An 18,337-nucleotide genomic window follows, 5' to 3' on the forward strand; every position below is an offset into this window, starting at 1 on the left:
GAACTTCAAGAAGGAATTTGGCGTCCCATGGTCGAGCCCTTTCCCCTGATCGAAATCTCCGGCCCTCCGCGCGAGCGTGGCCGTCAGTACGGGCAGAAGGCGGCGGGCCGCATCAAGAAGGGGACGACGCACTACTTCGCGCAGTTGAAGGAGCTCTCGCTCGATGCGAAGGGCGTGTCCGAGCTGGTGCGGGACTATCTGCCCGTCATCGAGGGCTTCGAGCCGACCTATATCGAGGAGATGCGCGGTATCGCCGAGGGCGCCGACGTCCCGTTCGAGGATGTCGTCTTGCTCAACGCCCGCACGGAGATCCTCAAGCTTGCCAATCCAAAGATCCGCGCGCGCCTGAAGACGCCCGACGAGCCCGATGGCTGCACCGGCGTCGTCGTGATGCCGCAGGCGACCGGCAACGGTCGCCTGATCCATGCCCAGAACTGGGACTGGAAGCGCGAGTGCGCGGAGACCGCGGTGGTGCTGAAGGTGCGTCGCGATGACGGTCCTGATCTCATGACCTTCACCGAGGCCGGCGCCCTCGGTCGCTGTGGCTTCAACGCGGTCGGCATCGCGATCACCGCGAACTATCTCCAAAGTGACCGTGACTATCGCCAGGTCGGCGTGCCGCTGGCACTGATCCGCCGCAAGGTGCTGGAGCAGGAGCATGTCGCGCTTGCCATGCGTGCGGTCTATTGCACCAAGAAATCCGCGGCCAACAACATGATCGTCAGCCATCGCGAGGGCGTGGCGATCGATTTCGAATGTGCGCCGGATGAGACCTTTCAGGTGCATCCGCAGAACGGCCTGCTGGTGCACGCCAATCACTTCGTGAGCCCGGTTGCGCTCGGCAAGCTCAAGGACGCCGGCATCCAGGATACGCCTGACAGTCTCTACCGCGACATTCGCGTTCGCGATCTGCTTCAGCCGCACATCGGCAGCATCACCTTCGACAACGTCAAGAATGCGCTGTTCGACGAGTTCGCCTATCCCTGGTCGGTGTGCCGCCCGCCGCGCCGCAATCTCAGCAACAATCTCAGCGCCACCGTGGCGATGATCCTGATGGAGCCGGCGAGCGGTTTGATGCAGGCGGCGCCGCTGCCGGCGCTCAATCGCGAGTTCACCACTTACCGGCTCGAGATCGACGAGATCGGGCGGGCCGCGTACGAGCGGTCTGCCGCCGCGGGGGCTGCGTGATGCGGCGGCGTCGGCCATCGCCGGCATGGGCGGTCGGTCTGGCCGCGCTCGCCCTGTGGGCCATGCTGGGAAAGGCCGGCGCCGAGACATTGTTGCGGACGCGGCTCAATGCCGACATCCGCTCCACCGATCCCGGCACCAATCGCGACGCCAACACCGATGGCGTGATCGCGCATGTGGTGGAGGGGCTGGTCGCCTTCCGTGACGACACGTCGATCGGCCCGATGCTGGCCGAGAGCTGGACCGTCTCGAACGAAGGCAAGACCTACACGTTCCGCCTGCGCCAGGGCGTCAAGTTCCACAATGGCGCGACCATGACAGCGGACGACGTGGTCTGGTCGCTGAAACGCTGGCTCGATCCGGCGACGCAATGGCGTTGCCTCTCCGAATTCAGCGCCACCGGCATCGCGCGGATCGAGAAGATCGAGGCGCTGGATCCGCTCACCGTCGCCATTGCGCTTGATCAGCCGAGCGCCTTGTTCCTGCCGACGCTGGCGCGGCCCGATTGCGGCCAGACCGCGATCATTCACCGCGACTCCGTCGGCGCCGACGGCAAGTGGATCGCCCCTGTTGGCACCGGCCCGTTCAAGCTCGGCGAGTGGAAGCGGGGACAATATGTCGATGTCATCCGCTTCGACGGCTATGCCTCGCGCAGCGAGCCCCGCACCGGCTACACCGGCGCCAAGGACGCCAAGGTCGATCGCGTCCGCTTCAACGTGATCCCCGACAGTTCCGCGGCGAAGGCGGGACTGCTTAGCGGCTCGCTCGACGTCATCATGAGCCTGTCGATCCCCGATCTCGAAGAACTCAAATCGCGTCCCGAGGTGCAGCTCAGCATCACGCCCGCGCTCGGCCTCACCGGCATCCTGTTCCAGACCAAGGACCCGCTGCTGAAGGACGTGCGCATCCGTCGCGCCATTGCGCTGTCGATCGACACCGCGCAGATCGTCGATGCCGTGATGATGGGCACCGCGCGCCCCAACAATTCTGCGCTGCCGCTCGGCGGCCCCTTCTACAGCGAGGCACAGTCGCACGGCTACACGCAGAACATTGCGGAAGCCAAGAAGCTGCTGCTGGAGGCCGGCTACCGCGGCCAGTCGATCAAGATGATCACCAACAAGCGCTACAGCTTCGTGTTCGATTCCTCCGTTCTGGTGCAGGCGATGGCGCAGACCGTTGGGATCAATATCGAGCTGGAGGTGATGGACTGGGCGGCGCAGCTCGACCGCTACAACCGTGGCGACTACCAGTCGATGGCCTTTACCTATTCGGCGCGGCTCGATCCCTCCCTAAGCTTCGAGATGCTGACCGGACCGAAGGCGACGCAGCCGCGCAAGGTCTGGGACAATCCGGAGGCGCAGGACATGCTGCGCCAGTCGATGATGATCGACGACGCCGCCAAGCGGCAGGCGCTGTTCGACGAGATGCACAAGCGCTTCATCGCCGACGTGCCGATGATCGTGCTGTTCAATGGCGCCGAGCTGACGGCGCTGCGCAAGGGCATCAAGGGCTATGCCGGTTGGCTTTATCCGCAGCCGCGGTTCTGGGGCGTCACGGTCGAGTAGGGCGGCGCCATGTTGAGTTACCTCGCCAGACGATTGGCAATGACGATCCCGACGCTGCTGCTCGTCGCCGTCGGCGTCTTTGCGCTGGTCCGGCTCATTCCCGGCGATCCGGTTCAGGTGATGCTCGGCGATGCCGCCGATCCCGCGCAGGCGGCGCAGCTCCGCGCCCAGCTGGGGCTCGACCAACCGATCCCGGTCCAGTTCATGCACTGGATCGCCAAGCTTGCCGCCGGCGATTTCGGCCACTCCATCACCAACAACCTGGCGGTGCTGCCGCTGATCCTGGACCGCTTCCAGGTCAGCGCCGTCATCGTGCTGGTGGCGGTCGCGGCGGCGGCCTCGATCGCCGTTCCGGCCGGCCTCGTCGCCGCCTGGAAGCAGAACAGCCTGCTCGACCTCTCCGTCGTCGGCGGCGCCACGCTGCTGCTGTCGATCCCGAGCTTCTGGCTCGGCCTGCTGCTGCTACTGCTGTTCGGCCTCAAGCTGAAATGGCTGCCGGTGATCGGCTATGTGCCGTTCGCAGAAAGCTTCTGGCAGGCGGCGACCTTCATCGTGCTGCCGATCGCGACGCTGACCATGGTCGAGATCGGCGTCCTCACCCGCATGGCACGCGCCGCCTCGATCGAGGTGCTCAGGCTCGAATATGTCACTCACGCCCGCGCCAAGGGCGTGCCGGAATGGCGCGTTCTCGCCCGGCACGTGCTGCCGAACGCGTTCGCGCCGACCTGGACGCTGATCGGCCTCGTGCTCGGCCATCTCCTCGGCGGCATTGCCGTGATCGAGACCGTGTTCACGCTGCCGGGGCTCGGCCGGCTCCTGGTCGATTCGATCTTCGCGCGCGACTATCCCGTGGTGCAGGGCTGCCTGCTGTTTACGGCGGTGATCTACGTCGTGGTCAATCTGATCGTTGATCTCTGCTATCCCTTGTTCGATCCGAGGGTGACGGTGGCATGAGGATGCGCGCCAACACCGCGATTGGCGGCACTCTCATCGCGCTCCTGCTCGGCGCGGCGCTCACAGGCGCGTTCTGGACGCCGTTCGACCCGCTGCGGATCAATCTGCGCGCGCGCTTGCAGGCGCCGTCGCCACTGCATTGGTTCGGGACGGATGAATTCGGCCGCGACGTGCTCAGCCGCATCATGGTCGGAGCAGGTGCGAGCGTCGTGATTGCTCTGATCACGGTGCTGCTTGCGGTGACCGCCGGCATGGTGATCGGCTGCGCGGCCGGTTACATCCGCGGCTGGGCCGATCGCATCATCATGGCGGTCAACGACGCGCTGCTCGCATTTCCCGGCATTCTGCTCGCACTCGCAGTGATGATCGTGGTTGGTGCCAACAAGGCCGGGCTGATCCTGGCGCTCGGGCTCGCCTACATCCCCTCCGTGGTCCGCGTCGTGCGCGGCACCGTGCTGTCGATCCGCGAGAAGGAATATGTCGAGGCCTCGCGCGTCATCGGCAATTCGGAAGCCTATTCGATGTTCCGCCACGTGATGCCGAACGCGATTGCGCCCGTTGCGGTGCTCGCGACCAGCATGTTCGGCTGGGTGCTGCTCGCCGAGAGCGCGCTGAGCTTTCTCGGTCTCGGCGTGCCTCCGCCGGCTCCGACCTGGGGCAACATGCTGGCGGCGAGCCGTCCGTTCATGGAGACGGCGGCCTGGCTCTCGATCGCGCCGGGCCTGTGCATCGCGCTGACGCTGCTCGGCATCAACCTGCTCGGCGATTCCCTGCGCGATCGCCTCGATCCCAGGATGGCGCACGGATGACGCTGCTCTCGGTCGAGAACCTGCGCATCGAGGTCGCCACCAGCAAGGCGGCGATCGTTGAGGACGTCTCCTTCGCCGTCGAGCGCGGCGAGTTCCTGGCCGTCGTCGGCGAATCCGGCAGCGGCAAGACCGCCGCGGCACGCGCGGTGCTCGGCCTGTTGCCGCCGGGGCTGCGCAAGGCCGGCGGCCGCATCGTGCTCGACGGCGTCGATCTCGCCAACGTCTCGGCGCGGCGGATGCGGACGCTGCGCGGGCCTGTCGTCGGCATGGTGTTCCAGGAGCCAATGGTTTCGCTCAATCCCGCCATCAGCGTCGGAGCTCAGATGGCGGAGGGGCTCGGTTTGCACGAGCGGCTTGGCAGGCGCGAGATCAAGGGCCGCTGTCTCGACATGCTCGCGCGCGTGCAGATCCGCGATCCCGAGCGGACGTTCGATGCCTATCCGCACGAATTCTCCGGCGGCATGCGCCAGCGCATCATGCTGGCCTCGGTGATGCTGCTGAAGCCGAAGCTTCTGATCGCGGACGAGCCGACCACGGCGCTCGATACGCTGACTCAGCGCGAGGTGCTCGACCTCATGGTCGGGCTTGCGCGCGACCACGGCACGTCGGTGATGCTGATCACCCACAATCTCGGCCTCGTCTCGCGCTATGCGCAGCGCGCGCTGGTGCTGCGCCAGGGCAGGATGGTCGAAACCGGCACGAGCCGGCAGATCCTGCTCTCGCCGCGCGAGGCCTATACCAAACGGCTCGTCGAGGCCCTGCCGCGCCGGGGCGCCACCTCGAAAGCGCGAGAGGGCGGTGAGCCTCTCGTCAGCGTGCGCGGTCTCAAGGTCGGATTTGCCGGACGGCAGCGGCTGTTCCGCCGCGATAGCGGCGTCTCCGCCGTCAATGGCGTCGATCTCGACATCGCTGCGGGAGAGACCGTTGCCGTGGTCGGCGGCAGCGGCTCCGGCAAGACCACGCTCGGCCGCGCCATGCTGCGGCTGATCCCGACCTCGGGCGGCGAGATCAGGTTCCGGGGCAGGGACGTGACGTCGACCGTCGATCGCGACTTCCGTCTCGCCTCGCAGCTCGTGTTCCAGGATCCTTACTCCTCGCTCGATCCGCGCATGCGCGTCGGAGAGATCGTCGCCGAGCCCCTGCGTCATGTGCCGCAGCTGACGACAGCCGAGCGCGACAGGCGCGTCGAGACGATGCTCGACGAGGTCGGGCTTGCCGGTCTCGGCAAGCGCTGGCCGCATGAATTGTCTGGCGGCCAGCGGCAGCGCATCGCGATTGCGCGCGCCATCGTGCGCGAGCCGGCTTTCGTGGTTGCCGACGAGCCGGTCTCCGCGCTCGACATGACCATCCAGGCGCAGGTGCTGAAACTGTTCGAGCGGCTGCAGGCGCAATACGGTTTTGCCTGCCTGTTCATCAGCCATGATCTCGCCGCGGTCGAGCAGGTCGCCGATCGCGTCGTGGTGATGCAGGGCGGCAAGATCGTCGAGCAGGGCTCGCGTGACGACATCTTTGATCGCCCCCGGCATGACTACACCAAGGCGCTGCTCGCGGCCGCGCCGGTCCTGGACTTCGCCGGTGCGACGGCGGAGCGTGCCTCGGGTTAATCAGGATCTTGCGTATGAGACGGTTTGTCGTTGCGTTGTGCCTGATGCTTGCGCCGTTATCCGCGGCCCAGGCCGAGAGTGTCCTGCGCAGCATGGTCACCACCGACATCCGCGGCCTGATGCCGGGCAACAGCCCTGATGACAACACCGGCCTCGTGCTGCAGCAGATCTACGAAGGCCTCGTCGCCTGGCGCGGCGACGGCACCGTCGCCCCGATGCTGGCGAAGGCGGTCGAGACGTCGGCGGATGGCCGCACCTACACCTTCACGCTGCGCGAAGGCGTAACATTCCACAACGGCGCGCCGCTGACCTCGCGGGAGGTGGCCTGGACCTGGGAGCGCTTCCTCGATCCGAAATCCGCCTGGCCATGCCGGACCAATTTCGACGGCACGCGCAAGACCAAGATTGTCGAGATCACCGCGCCATCGCCGGAGCAGGTCGTCTTCCGGCTCGCAGAGCCGAGCGGCGCGTTCCTCAGCACGATGGCGCGGGCCGATTGCGACGGCACCGGCATCGCGCATCCGGACTCGGTCGGTGCGGACGGGACGTGGCAGAAGGCGATTGGCACCGGCCCGTTTAGGCTTGCCGAATGGCGCCGCGGCCAGTTCATCGAGCTCGCCCGCAACGAGGCCTATGCGCCGCGCAGCGAGCCGGCCGACGGCCTCGCAGGCGCCAAGGCGCCCAAGGTCGATCGCGTCAGGCTGTCGATCGTGCCCGATCCTGCGGCGGCAAAGGCCGCAATCCAGTCCGGCAATCTCGACCTCTGGCCGTCAGCCGATCCGAAATTCGCGGGCGAGCTGAAGTCGGCGGGCCTCGTGATCGCATCGGCGCCGGTGGCCTCGCTGAACGCGATCGTGATGCAGACCAACGATCCGCTCTTGAAAGACAAGCGTTTGCGCGAGGCCATTGCGGCCTCGCTCGACTATCCCGGCATGAGCGACAGTCTCACCGACGGCTACGCCAAGCCGAGCACGTCTCTGGTGCCGCTGTCGAGCCGCTATTATGGCGCGGTGGAGCAGGCCGGCCAAAACCTCGACATTGCGCGCGCAAAGAAGCTGCTGATTGAGGCGGGCTACAAGGGCGAGCCGATCAAGATCACCACCAATTCGCGCTTTCCGGTCATGAACGACGTCGCCGTGATGGCGCAGGCGATGGCGCAGCAGGCGGGCCTTAACCTCACGGTCGAGGTCGTCGAGTTCGCGGCCCAGCTCAGCCGCTACAACAAGGGCGACTATCAGCTCATGGTGTGGAACTACACGCCCTATCTCGATCCCGCTTTCGGCCTCGACCGCTTCATCGGCGACAAGGCCGCGCAGCCGGATCGCGTCTGGGGCAATCGCGATGCGATCGAGCTGCTGGCTAAGCTGATGGAAACGCCCGCGCCGGAGGCGCGCCAGCCGCTGTTCGATGCGCTCCACAGACTGTTCGTCGACGATGCGCCGATGATCGTGTGGAGCTCCGGCGTCAATGTGTCGGCGGTCTCGCCCAAAGTGCGCGGTTATGCGCCGTGGGCCGGCCGCAAACCCCGCTTCTGGAACGTCGAGGTTGTCAGATGATCTCCCTTGCGCAGCGCAGGCAACATGCCTGGCCGGACGGCGCCCGCTGCGTCGTCGGCCTCACGCTCGATTTCGACGGCACCTCGCTCGAACGCGGCCGCGGCCAGCTGCCGCTTGGAGCGCGCTCGCACGGACGCTATTCCGCCAAATGCGGCATCCCGCGCTTCATCGACATGTTTTCGCGGCACAACGTGCCCTGGACCTTCTATGTCTCCGGCTATGATGCCGAGGAGAGCCCGGACCTCGTCCGCAACATCTCGCGCTCGGGCATCGAGATCGGCTCGCACGGCTATTTTCACGAGGGCGTCGACCCTGGAGATGCCGAGCCGGAGCTCCTGGAACGGACGCACCGGCTGCTCACCGAGATCACCGGCATCGCGCCGCGGGGATGGCGCTCGCCGTCCGGACACAAGACGGCGCGCACGCTGCGCAAGCTCCGCGAGCTCGGCTATGTCTACGATTCCAGCGACAAGGATTTCGACCTGCCATATCTCGCCCGCTACGACGGCGAGGAGCGCAGCGATTATGTCTGCCTGCCCAACAACACCTCGAGCCTCGACGATTTCCCGTTCTACCGCGTCAGCTATACGCCGCCGTCGGAAGTGCTGACGCATTGGGAGCAGGAGTTCGACGCGATCTACGCCGAGGGCGGCTACTACAACCTGACCTTCCACCCGCGCGTCGGCTATGGCTCCGGCTCGCCCGCGCGCGTCGCGGCGGTCGAAGGGCTCATCAAATATGCCAAGCGCCACGAGGGCGTGCGCTTCGTCGGCATGCTCGAACTCGCCGAATGGTGCCTGAAGCGTCCGACCGATTGGCGGCGGGACTGGAGCGGACAATGACGAAGCCGATCATTCCCATTGTCGTCACCGTCAATCTCCAGGGCAAGACGGTGGAGCTGACGCAAGCTCACGAGGACGCGCTGTTCGGCCGCGCTTCCTACGGAAAATACGCCTATGCGGTCGGTTGCGAACGGCTGTTCGGACTGCTCGATCGCCACGGCATCAAATCCACCGTGTTCGTGCCGGGTGCTGAAGCAGAAGCCAATCCCGCCTATGTCGCCGCGCTCGCCGGCCGCGGTCATGAGATCGCCGCGCATGGCTGGGCGATGGAAGAGATGGACGCGGCTGGCGTCGACGAGCGGGCGCTGCTGGAGCGCACGCATGCCACGCTGTCGCGGATCGTCGGCCGTGCGCCGCGCGGTTTCCGGGCCCCACACGGCCGACTGACGGAACGTACCCTCGGCCATCTCGCCGATCTCGGCTATCGCTATGATTCGAGCTTCCAGGATGACGACCATCCGTACCGGCTTGATGCCGATGGCGGCCGCGGCATGGTCGAGGTGCCGCATGCGGAGATCCTGATCGACGCGACGCTCTACGCCCAACGCCAGACCCATGATCGCGTCATCAAGATGTGGCGCGAGGAGATCGATGCGATGCATCGCGAGCGCTGCCTGATCACGCTGACCCTGCATCCGCGCAGCGACTATGGCAGCGCGCGGGCGAGCCGCGTCGCCGCGCTCGACGGCCTGCTGAGCTGGCTGCGCGGTCTCGATGGTGTCGCGTTTATGACCTGCGAAGAGGTCGCTCAGTCGCTCGCCTGACCGCCACCGCATCCCCGCGAGAACTCGCCGCCGATAGGGCCCCCCAGCCCGCAGGTCGCGCTTGTGCCGTTCATCGGAATAAGCGGCAAATCGCCGCGCGATGCATCATTCCGGCCGATGGATGCCATCAGGAAAATGCCCAATCGGGCCGGAAAGCCATGTGCTAACAGAACGCAATCGCGTTTCGGCAAGATAGTTCTGCCGGGGCGAGGCCAGGGGCGGCACGTCCCGGCTTTACAAAAGAAGAACATCAACCTCAGGGGTGGAAATGGAACGAGAGGTCCTGTTGTCGGGGGATGGCGCCAGACCGAATCTGGCCTTCGCCGCGATCGTCGATGCACGCAACGGCATGGCTCGGGCGGCGCGCAGTCGGGTGCCGCGGCGGCTCGCGGCATTCGCAGCAGCCGGCCTGCTGGCGCTCTCGGCCCTCGCGACACAGGCCACCCCTGTTACGGCCGGCCAGACCTGGAATGCCTACACCTACAATTCCGTCGCCACCGTCACGGCCGCCAAGGGCCTCGCCGAGCTGTTCGACGAGATCGGCAAGCGCACCAATGGCGAGCTGAAGATCAAGCTGCACCTCGGCGGTACGCTGCAGATCAAGGCGACCGACATCACCCAGGCCGTCGCCGACAACATCGTCCAGATGGGAGATGACGCGTTCTTCCTCGGCAGCGTGCCGGTCGGCGCGGTCGTGCGCCTGCCGATGCTGGTGCACGATCCCGTCGAATACCAGAAGGTCTCGGCCATCCTCGCGCCGGCGCTGAGCGAGGCCTACGCCAAGCGCGGCATCGTCGTGGTCGGCCAGTACGTGTTTCCGGAGCAGGTGATCTGGTCGCGCAAGGAGCTCAAGTCGCTGAAGGACATCCAGGGCCAGAAGATCAGGGTGATCTCGCCGGATCAAGGCGAGTTCATCAAGAAGATGGGCGGCTCGCCGGTGACGCTGGGAACGGCGGAAGTCCCGGCGGCGATCGACCGCGGCGTCGTCGACGGCGCGATCACCGCGAGCTCCGGCTACGGCTATGTCTGGCGTGACCTGTTCAAGTACAATTACCGGCTGAACCTCGGCTATGTCTCCTCGCTGCTGCTGGTGAACAAGAAGGCGTGGGACCGGCTGTCGCCCTCCGTGCAGACCGTCGTGCAGGACACCATCCGCGAGATCGCCGACAAGACGACCAGGGCGATGGCGGCCGAGGATCAGGATCTCACCCAGAAGCTTGCCGCGCAAATGACCGCGACCAGTCCGTCGCCCGCGGAAGTCGAGGAGGCCGGCCAGAAGATCAGGCCCTATTACGCCGAGTGGGCGAAAGCGCAGGGACCCGAGGCGGCCGAACTGCTGGATCAGGTCCGCAAGGCTCTGGGACGCTGAACCGCATGCTGTCATCTCCTCAAACGCAGCACCTCGACGCCGGGCACGTCGTCGAGGCCGGACCTTCGCAACCCGTCGAGGGCTGGATCGAGCGCCTGTGCCGCTGGCTCTGCGAGCTCGCCATCATGTCCATGATGGTCATGGTCGCGGCCGAAGTCCTCCTGAGAAACCTCTTCGGCGTCTCGCTCCAGTCGGCCGACGAGCTCGGCGGCTATCTGCTCGTCGCCGTCTCGTTCCTGAGCCTGTCGACCTGCTTCGTCAGCGGTGCCTTCCACAAGGTAGAGTTCATCGACAACAGGCTCGGCGAACGCGGGCACGCCCTGCGCAAGCTGATCTTCGACGCGATCGCGCTCGCCTTCTGCCTGCTGCTGCTCTGGCAGCTGGTCCGCCTGGTGCTGCGCAGCTTTGACGGCGGCGATTTCGCCGCGACCATTCTCGGCACGCCCTTGTGGATTCCGCAACTGACCATGCCGCTCGGCACCGCCGCTCTTTGCTATTCGCTGATCAGGACGCTTCGGGCGGACATCCGCTGGCTCGGGGCCGCAAGCCGCAGGAGCCGTGGCCAATGAGCGCGGGTCTCCAACTCATCATCGCCTTCGCTGTCTTCCTGTCGCTGCTCGGCCTCGGCATGCAGGTGCCTTTCGCCATCGCGATTCCGGCCGTGGTCTATTTGTTCATGCAGAACGGCTTCGATGCCTTCAACGGGCTCGGCCTCGTCAGCTGGGGCAGCATGGACAGCTTTACGCTGACCGCCATCCCGCTCTTCATCCTGCTCGCCGAAATCCTGCAGAAGAGCGGGCTCAGTTTTCGGATCTATCGCGGGCTGTCGGTCCTGGTCGCGCGCATTCCCGGCGGCCTGTTGCAGACCAATATCGCGGGATGTGCGGTGTTCGCCGCGATCAGTGGCTCCAGCATCGCGACCGCCGCCTCGATCGGCAGCGTCGCGCTGCCTCAACTCGGCCAGCGCAAATATGATCGCCGGCTCTCGGCCGGTTCGCTCGCGGCCGGCGGCACGCTCGGAATCCTGTTCCCGCCGAGCATAGCCATGATCGTTTACGGCACCTTCAGCGAGACCTCGGTCGCAAAGCTGTTCATGGCCGGCGTGATCCCCGGCTTGATCCTGACCGCGATGTTCATGGCCTACATCGCGGTCTACACAACCATGAGGCCGAGCGCGGCGCCTGCGGAAATACTGACGCGCAGCGTTGCCGGGATCATGGGCGCGCTGGTCGACGTGCTGCCGTTCGCGATCCTGATCGCGTTCATTCTCGGCAGCATCTATTCGGGGCTGGCCACGCCGACCGAGGCGGCCGCGATCGGATGCCTGTTCGGCATCGCGATATCAGTCATCTGGGGCGACCTGACCTGGTCGAACTTCGTCGCTGCCATGCACCGCACGGTCGAGGTTGTCGGCAACATCCTGTTCATCGTCTACGCCGCCTTCCTGTTCTCCTACGCCATCAGCTATGCCGGCGTCGGCGACGACGTCACCGCCTTCGTCGTCGGTCTGCACCTCAGCAAGGTCGAGTTCTTCATCGCCGTCTTCGTGCTCTACACGGTGCTCGGCTGTCTGGTCGAGAGCCTGGGCATGATCGTGATCACGGTGCCGCTGCTCTATCCGGTCCTGGTCCAGTACGGCGTCGATCCGATCTGGTTCGGCGTCATGCTGGTGATGTTCATCGAGCTCGGCCAGATATCGCCGCCGATCGGCATCAATCTCTTCGTCATCCAGAGCATCTGGGACGGCAAGCTCAGTGAAGTCGTGATGGGAACCGTTCCGTTCCATCTGATCATGCTGGTGCTGCTGTTCATGCTCGCGATCTGGCCGGAGATCGCCTTGTTCCTGCCGACGCGCATGGGCTGAGACGGCGTCATCGTCAGAACAGTTTGCGCGCGCGGCGGTGGCCGCGTGCTGTTCCACTGTGCCTGCACGATTGCGAGAAGCACCATCACGCCGGCTGATGGTCAGTATCAAAATTTGGCCAATTCTCTGCCGCGTGGCGATCGACGAATAATGAATCTGACGGATCGGACTCCTTCGATCCCGCGTGCATCAAAGTGAGCCGACAAGAACTCATGCAGCTTCAACAGGCGATCAATTTCGACGACATCAGAACGCTCGCGCGCAAGCGCCTGCCGCGGATCGCTTTCGATTTCATCGATGGCGGGGTCGACGGGGAGGCGGGGCTCGCGCGCAACCGCGTTGCGTTCGATCGCTACAAGCTGCTGCCGCGTTATCTGGTCGACGTCGAGAAACGCCGCCAGACGGTGAACCTGTTCGGCCACGATTATGCCAGTCCGTTCGGTATCTCGCCGATGGGCATCGCCGGCTTCTTCCGCCCCGGCGCGGATCTGATGCTCGCGCGCGCGGCGGCGCGTTTCGAGATTCCCTACATCATGTCGAGCGCGAGCTGCGATTCCATCGAGGCGGCCATGGCGCTGGCACCGAAGACGACCTGGTTCCAGATCTACGGCACGCGCGACCCGCACATCACGCTCGATCTGGTCCGCCGCGCCAAGGCGCTGGGCGTGCGGGTGCTGCTGATGACGATCGATACGCCTGTGATGGGCAAGCGCGAGCGTAATTTGCGCAACGGCTTCCGCCGGCCGATGAAGATGACGCCGTCGGTGATCCTGCAGGGACTGAGCCGGCCGGGCTGGACCTGGCGCTATCTCACCGAGGGTGGGATTCCCATGATGGAGAACTGGCGGCCCTATGCGGCGGAGGGCGCCAGCGCCAATGCGGTCGCCGATCTCTACGGCGAGCAGACGCCGGCGCCGGCGCAGACATGGTCGATCCTCGAACAGGTGCGCAAGGCCTGGGATGGTCCGCTGGTGGTCAAGGGCGTGATGCATCCGGCCGACGCGCTGAAGTGCCTCGAGCTCGGCGCAAGCGGCGTGATGGTCTCGAACCATGGCGGGCGGCAGCTCGACAGTGCGCCCGGCTCGATCGACATGCTGCCCGCGATCGCCGATGCGGTCGGCGGCCGCATGGAGATCCTGATCGACAGCGGCTTCCGCCGCGGCAGCGACGTTGCGAAAGCGCTGTGCCTCGGTGCCAGGGCCGCATTCTTCGGCCGTCCCGCGATGTTCGGCGTTGCCGCGGCCGGCGAGACCGGAGCCTGCAAGGTCATCGATATCATGCGCCAGGAGATCAGCCTGCTGATGGGACAGCTCGGCTGGATCGATGTCGGCAAGGCGGGGCCGGACAGCCTGATCGATCTGCTGGATCCCCGCATGGGACGAAACTAGCGGCGGTGAATGCCGAGGCGGCTTCAAGGACGAGAGGAACGACGTGACCAAACGCATGCACCTGATCGGCTTCTACATGCACAGCCCGATCAACCATACGGCGCTGAGCTGGGCCGACCCCGAGGACGATCGCGTCGAAGGCATGCGGCTGTTCGAGCACTGGAAGCGTCTTGCCCGAACGCTCGAGCGCGGCCGGTTCGATGCCGCGTTCTTCGCCGATACGCCCGGCGGCATGGAGCGCTACAAGGACAGCTTTGAAGACTATGTCCGCTACGGCGTCACCTGGCCCTGCCACGATCCGATGGCCTTGCTGGGCGTGATGCTGGCGGAGACGAAGCATCTCGGCCTTGCGGTCACGCTCTCGACGGCGGGGACGCATCCCTATCACACCGTGCGCCGGCTCTCGACGCTGGATTATATCAGCGGCGGCCGCGTCGGCTGGAACATCGTGTCAGGCCATCTGCGCGGGGAGCATCGCGCGCTCGGCCTCGACCAGATCGAGCACGACAAGCGCTACGACCAGGCCGACGAGTACATGGAGATCTGTCACGCGCTGTGGAACGGCGTGCAGCCCGGCGCGGTTCTTGCGAACAGGCAAACCGGCGAGTTCGCCGATCCGGCCAAGGTCGCAGTGATCGATTTCGCCGGCGCGCACTACCGCTGCCACACTGTTCCGCCGACCTTGCCGTCGGCGCAGGGCCGGCCCGTGCTGTTCCAGGCGGGCTCGTCGGGCCGCGGCCAGGAATTCGCGCTGAAGCACAGCGACGTCGTCTTCTCGATCCAGGCGCGGGTGGAGGCGATGAAGGCCTTCGTCGACAAGCTTGCGGACTCCTCGACATCGCAGGGGCGGGCCGAGCCGCCGAAAGTGGTGTTCGGCATTCAATGCGTGCTTGGCGGCACTGAAGCCGAGGCGAAGCGCCGCCAGGCCGAGCTTTTCGAGCGCATCCCGCTCGACGCCGCGCTCAGCCGGATGTCCGGCACCTTGGGCATCGACTTCAGCAGGATCGATCTCGACACGCCGCTGGCTGCCAATACCACCGATGCCTCGCGCGGCATGCTGATGGCGCTGGCGAACATGACGGGCGACGGCAACGCGACCGCGCGCGACGCGGCGCGCGTGTTCGGGGCGACCGCCGGCATGCCGCAACTGGTCGGCACGCCGGAGCAGGTCGCCGATCAGCTCGAGCACCTCTGGCGCACGAGCGGCTGTCACGGCTTCAACGTCACGCCGACCACCAACATCAGGAGCATCGAGAACTTCGTCGACGAGGTGGTTCCGCTGCTGCAGGCCAAGGGGATCTTCCGGACCGACTATGACGGCGAGACCCTGCGCGACAATTTCATGAACTGAGGAGGCGGTCGCGTGCTCTCCGCCGCGACCGGTGCTTTCGAGATGCCGAACCAGTCTACACCACGCATTCCCACGCTTCGCGCGCCCGCCGGCGCCTGCGACACCCACATGCACATCTACAGCAAGGCGTATCCAGCCTCGTCGAAAGCCTGGCTGTTCCCGCCCGACTTCAGCGTCGAGGATTATCGCAAGGTGCAGGCCCGGCTCGGCCTGCAGCGCACGATCATCGTCCAGCCCGTGACATACGGATTCGATAATCGCTGCACGCTGGACTCGGTTGCCGCGTTCGGCTCCGGCGCGCGGGCGGTCGTGACTGTCCCGACTGGCGTCACCGACAGCGAACTCGACCGGCTCTGGCAAGCCGGCGCGCGGGGCCTGCGCTACCATCAGATGCGGGGCAGCGTCACCGAATGGTCCGATGTGCCCGTCATGGCGGAGCGCATCCGCGGCACCGGCTGGCATCTGCAGATTCAATTCGACGGGCTGGAATTCCCCGACCACGAGACGCTGATCGCGCGTTTGCCGTGCACCGTGGTGATCGACCATATGGGCCGCTATGCCCGCCCGCTCGCGGTGGAGCATCCCGCGGTGCAGTCGCTGCTGCGAGTAGCTGCGCGTGACAATGTCTATGTCAAGCTGTCGGGCGCCTATCACATCGCCCATGGCAGCGGCCCCGGCTACAGGGAGGTCGCGCCGATCGCGCAGGCCCTGGTCCGGCAGGGGACGGACCGCCTGCTGTGGGGATCGGACTGGCCGCATCCGACCGAGACGGCGGAGACCATGCCTGACGATGCCGACCTCCTGGATCTGCTGCTGGCCTGGGCGCCCGACGCCGCGGCCCGCCAGGCCATCCTCTCCGATAATCCCGCCCGTCTTTATGGATTCGTCTAGCCGATATGCCCCGTACCGCCCCGCCATCCGCTCGACCGGCGCCTGATCGACGCGATCAGGGCGGATGCAATGCGCTATCATCAGATATAATGATGATGCGCCGGGCGGACCGTTTCATTGACCTGATGGGAGGGCCTGCGCGGCCCGATTCAACTCATTGGGCTAGGTGGAACATGCTCTCCAGGGTGACGCTGGACCAACTCCAGATGCTGATCGCCGTCGCGGACTGCGGCAACTTCTCTGCGGCTGCGCGCAAGGTCAATCGTGTCCAGTCGGCGGTCAGCCAATCGATCCAATCACTCGAGGATGCGCTCGAGCTGAAACTGTTCGACCGCTCGAGCAAGCTGCCCCGGCTGACGGAGGCCGGCGAGGCGATCGTCCACGATGCACGCCGGATCGTCAGCAGCACCGATGCGCTGCGTGCGCGCGCCAAGAACATGGCGACCGTGGCCGAGCCCGAGATCAGTCTCTCGATCGAGCAGGTCTTTCCGAGCACCGTGCTGATCGAAAGCCTGCGCGCATTCCGGGAGCGTTTCCCGCTGGTCTCGGTGAATTTGCTCGCCGAAGGCCTTGGCGCGCCCGAGCAGTCGCTGTTCGAAGGCAATGCCCGGCTGGCGATCTACTCGACTGCGCTCGACGGCATGCCGGGCTTTCAGATGGAATTTCTCGGCGACGTGCCGATCTCGCTGGTGGCCTCGTCCCGGCACCCGCTGGCGGCGATCGAGGGATTGATCCCGCAGGCCGCGCTGGAAGAGCACATCCAGCTCACCATGGTGGACCGCACCAAGCGCTACCGCGGGGTGGTGATGGGAACCCATACCTGGAGCTTCATCGACCAGTTCAGCCGCCTCGATTTCGTTCGCAACGGCTTCGGCTGGTGCGCGATGCCGACCCACCTCGCGCAAGGCTATCTCGATTCCGGCGAGCTCGTGGAATTGAAACTCGCCGCGCATAACGGCGAGCCGCTGCGGTTTCCGCTCTATGCCGTGCACAAGATCGAGCAGCCGCCCGGGCCGGCCGCGCAATGGCTGCTGACCGAGATCAAGCGTCGCTTTTCCGAATGGATCGCCGCAACCGTCGATCGCCAATCGCTGCGGCGGGGAATCCAGATCCGCGTGACCACGGTGTGATGGCCAATCAGGCTGAACGGAGTCGTCGATGAAATCACCGATCGAGAGTGGAGACCCCCGTGTCGAGCTGGAGGGCTTTCGGCGCAGTCTTGCCGAATTCGCAACTGGCGTCACGGTCATCTCGACATCGGCGGGCGGCGAGCGCTTCGGCCTGACATCGAACTCGTTCACCTCGGTCTCGCTCGATCCTCCGCTGGTGCTGTGGTCGATCCGCCGCGAGAGCAAGAGCTTTGCTGCCTTCGCGGCGTGCTCCCACTTCGCTGTCAACGTCCTCTCCGAAGACCAGATCGAGCTGTCGCAGCGCTTTGCCCGGTCGAGACCGGACAAGTTCAGGGACCTCGATTGTGACGCGGGCGAGGGCGCTGCGCCGCTGCTTGCGGGCGTCGCGGCCTCGTTCGAATGCGTCTGCCGCCAGACCCTCGACGGCGGTGACCATCTCATCCTGATCGGCGAGGTCGTACGCTATCATCGCCATGATCGGAGGCCACTGCTCTTCGTCAAGGGCGGCTATGCGGTCTCAGCCGAGCATCCCGACATGCGCACCTTCACCGGTGGCGGAAGCGCGGACCGGCCCGACGGCGGCGAGGAGCGCGTGCTGTCCAACCTGATGATCCGCGCCTACAGCAGCATCGCCTCGCGGCTGGAGCAGGGACGGCAGACGGAAGGGCTCGGCCTTACGCTGATGCAGGCCCGGCTGCTGCGCGCTGCGGCGACCTCGCCCGATCGCACGCTCGACGCGTTGATGCCGGAGCTGTTCCTCGATTTCGGCGCCAGCCGCAGCCTTCTTGAATCGGTCGTGTCGCTGGGGCTTGTGGCGGTCGATGATCACGGCCGCATTCGTTTGACTGCGCAAGGCGAGGGGCGTCTCCGCGCGATCGTGGCCCATGCGCGTGCCAACGAAGCGATCCTGTTCCAGGGCATCCCGGACAGCGATCTTGCGACGGTGAGGCGCGTCCTCAACACGATGGTTGCGACGCAGCTCAGCGCCGTGGAGCCGACGCCCGTCCAATGATCCGCGCGCGGATCGTGCGCTAGCGCTTCTCACCTGGAAAGGACATCACA

The 18,337-nt window shown here is 65.7% G+C and carries 16 protein-coding genes; all 16 read left to right on the plus strand.

From position 1 onward, the window contains the following. Positions 1-27: 27 nt before the first annotated feature. The 16 genes from JQ603_RS29060 to JQ603_RS29135 all read left to right on the plus strand — a co-directional run bounded on the left by JQ603_RS29060 (position 28) and on the right by JQ603_RS29135 (position 18,287). The gene (locus JQ603_RS29060) at positions 28-1,188 is read left to right on the plus strand and encodes a C45 family autoproteolytic acyltransferase/hydolase (RefSeq protein ID WP_212344499.1); all 1,161 of its coding nucleotides are present in this window, start codon (positions 28-30) and stop codon (positions 1,186-1,188) included. Next, positions 1,188-2,753 carry an ABC transporter substrate-binding protein gene (locus JQ603_RS29065; protein ID WP_245003917.1) on the plus strand — a complete coding sequence of 522 codons (1,566 nt, stop codon included), beginning with the start codon at positions 1,188-1,190 and terminating at the stop codon, positions 2,751-2,753. The genes JQ603_RS29060 and JQ603_RS29065 overlap by 1 nt, the downstream gene beginning before the upstream one ends. A gap of 9 nt (positions 2,754-2,762) precedes the next feature. After that, a complete protein-coding gene (locus JQ603_RS29070) occupies positions 2,763-3,707 on the plus strand; it encodes an ABC transporter permease (protein WP_212344502.1) in 945 nt (314 codons plus the stop codon). Beyond that, positions 3,704-4,516 (plus strand): ABC transporter permease, encoded by an 813-nt coding sequence (locus tag JQ603_RS29075; RefSeq protein WP_212344505.1) that lies wholly within the window; start codon positions 3,704-3,706, stop codon positions 4,514-4,516. The genes JQ603_RS29070 and JQ603_RS29075 overlap by 4 nt, the downstream gene beginning before the upstream one ends. Further along, entirely contained in the window at positions 4,513-6,120 is a 1,608-nt protein-coding gene (locus tag JQ603_RS29080) for an ABC transporter ATP-binding protein (protein WP_212344508.1), read from the plus strand. Before JQ603_RS29075 ends, JQ603_RS29080 begins: the two co-directional genes overlap by 4 nt. A 14-nt stretch (positions 6,121-6,134) precedes the next feature. Then, entirely contained in the window at positions 6,135-7,676 is a 1,542-nt protein-coding gene (locus tag JQ603_RS29085; protein WP_212344511.1) for an ABC transporter substrate-binding protein, read from the plus strand. Then, entirely contained in the window at positions 7,673-8,518 is an 846-nt protein-coding gene (locus JQ603_RS29090; protein WP_212344518.1) for a polysaccharide deacetylase family protein, read from the plus strand. The genes JQ603_RS29085 and JQ603_RS29090 overlap by 4 nt, the downstream gene beginning before the upstream one ends. Next, the gene (locus tag JQ603_RS29095) at positions 8,515-9,282 is read left to right on the plus strand and encodes a polysaccharide deacetylase family protein (protein ID WP_212344529.1); all 768 of its coding nucleotides are present in this window, start codon (positions 8,515-8,517) and stop codon (positions 9,280-9,282) included. The genes JQ603_RS29090 and JQ603_RS29095 overlap by 4 nt, the downstream gene beginning before the upstream one ends. Before the next feature lie 268 nt (positions 9,283-9,550). Next, positions 9,551-10,651: a TRAP transporter substrate-binding protein DctP gene (gene dctP, locus JQ603_RS29100; RefSeq protein WP_245003918.1), complete on the plus strand. Its 1,101-nt coding sequence runs from the start codon at positions 9,551-9,553 to the stop codon at positions 10,649-10,651. Positions 10,652-10,656: 5 nt separating this feature from the next. Further along, entirely contained in the window at positions 10,657-11,220 is a 564-nt protein-coding gene (locus JQ603_RS29105) for a TRAP transporter small permease (protein ID WP_212344530.1), read from the plus strand. Continuing rightward, a complete protein-coding gene (locus tag JQ603_RS29110) occupies positions 11,217-12,515 on the plus strand; it encodes a TRAP transporter large permease (RefSeq protein ID WP_212344533.1) in 1,299 nt (432 codons plus the stop codon). Before JQ603_RS29105 ends, JQ603_RS29110 begins: the two co-directional genes overlap by 4 nt. Before the next feature lie 212 nt (positions 12,516-12,727). Continuing rightward, entirely contained in the window at positions 12,728-13,903 is a 1,176-nt protein-coding gene (locus JQ603_RS29115; RefSeq protein ID WP_212344537.1) for an alpha-hydroxy acid oxidase, read from the plus strand. 43 nt (positions 13,904-13,946) lie between these two features. Then, on the plus strand, positions 13,947-15,254 hold the full coding sequence (locus JQ603_RS29120) for an NtaA/DmoA family FMN-dependent monooxygenase (protein WP_212344539.1): 1,308 nt from the start codon (positions 13,947-13,949) through the stop codon (positions 15,252-15,254). A 12-nt stretch (positions 15,255-15,266) separates the two neighbouring features. Further along, the gene (locus tag JQ603_RS29125; RefSeq protein ID WP_212344542.1) at positions 15,267-16,145 is read left to right on the plus strand and encodes an amidohydrolase family protein; all 879 of its coding nucleotides are present in this window, start codon (positions 15,267-15,269) and stop codon (positions 16,143-16,145) included. Between the two features lie 173 nt (positions 16,146-16,318). Then, on the plus strand, positions 16,319-17,275 hold the full coding sequence (locus JQ603_RS29130; protein ID WP_212344547.1) for a LysR family transcriptional regulator: 957 nt from the start codon (positions 16,319-16,321) through the stop codon (positions 17,273-17,275). Positions 17,276-17,303: 28 nt separating this feature from the next. Continuing rightward, on the plus strand, positions 17,304-18,287 hold the full coding sequence (locus JQ603_RS29135; RefSeq protein ID WP_212344549.1) for a flavin reductase family protein: 984 nt from the start codon (positions 17,304-17,306) through the stop codon (positions 18,285-18,287). Positions 18,288-18,337 lie beyond the last annotated feature (50 nt).

Origin of the sequence: Bradyrhizobium liaoningense, assembly GCF_018130825.1 — a bacterium.
Lineage (GTDB): Bacteria > Pseudomonadota > Alphaproteobacteria > Rhizobiales > Xanthobacteraceae > Bradyrhizobium > Bradyrhizobium liaoningense_B.

Bases quoted from the DNA above. Each gene is read 5' to 3' on its own strand.
- dctP (WP_245003918.1), top strand. From the start codon at position 9,551: ATGGAACGAGAGGTCCTGTTGTCGGGGGATGGCGCCAGACCGAATCTG.
- JQ603_RS29085 (WP_212344511.1), top strand. From the start codon at position 6,135: ATGAGACGGTTTGTCGTTGCGTTGTGCCTGATGCTTGCGCCGTTATCC.
- JQ603_RS29130 (WP_212344547.1), top strand. From the start codon at position 16,319: ATGCTCTCCAGGGTGACGCTGGACCAACTCCAGATGCTGATCGCCGTC.
- JQ603_RS29080 (WP_212344508.1), top strand. From the start codon at position 4,513: ATGACGCTGCTCTCGGTCGAGAACCTGCGCATCGAGGTCGCCACCAGC.
- JQ603_RS29090 (WP_212344518.1), top strand. From the start codon at position 7,673: ATGATCTCCCTTGCGCAGCGCAGGCAACATGCCTGGCCGGACGGCGCC.
- JQ603_RS29070 (WP_212344502.1), top strand. From the start codon at position 2,763: ATGTTGAGTTACCTCGCCAGACGATTGGCAATGACGATCCCGACGCTG.
- JQ603_RS29110 (WP_212344533.1), top strand. From the start codon at position 11,217: ATGAGCGCGGGTCTCCAACTCATCATCGCCTTCGCTGTCTTCCTGTCG.
- JQ603_RS29095 (WP_212344529.1), top strand. From the start codon at position 8,515: ATGACGAAGCCGATCATTCCCATTGTCGTCACCGTCAATCTCCAGGGC.
- JQ603_RS29075 (WP_212344505.1), top strand. From the start codon at position 3,704: ATGAGGATGCGCGCCAACACCGCGATTGGCGGCACTCTCATCGCGCTC.
- JQ603_RS29105 (WP_212344530.1), top strand. From the start codon at position 10,657: ATGCTGTCATCTCCTCAAACGCAGCACCTCGACGCCGGGCACGTCGTC.
- JQ603_RS29115 (WP_212344537.1), top strand. From the start codon at position 12,728: ATGCAGCTTCAACAGGCGATCAATTTCGACGACATCAGAACGCTCGCG.
- JQ603_RS29135 (WP_212344549.1), top strand. From the start codon at position 17,304: ATGAAATCACCGATCGAGAGTGGAGACCCCCGTGTCGAGCTGGAGGGC.
- JQ603_RS29065 (WP_245003917.1), top strand. From the start codon at position 1,188: ATGCGGCGGCGTCGGCCATCGCCGGCATGGGCGGTCGGTCTGGCCGCG.
- JQ603_RS29060 (WP_212344499.1), top strand. From the start codon at position 28: ATGGTCGAGCCCTTTCCCCTGATCGAAATCTCCGGCCCTCCGCGCGAG.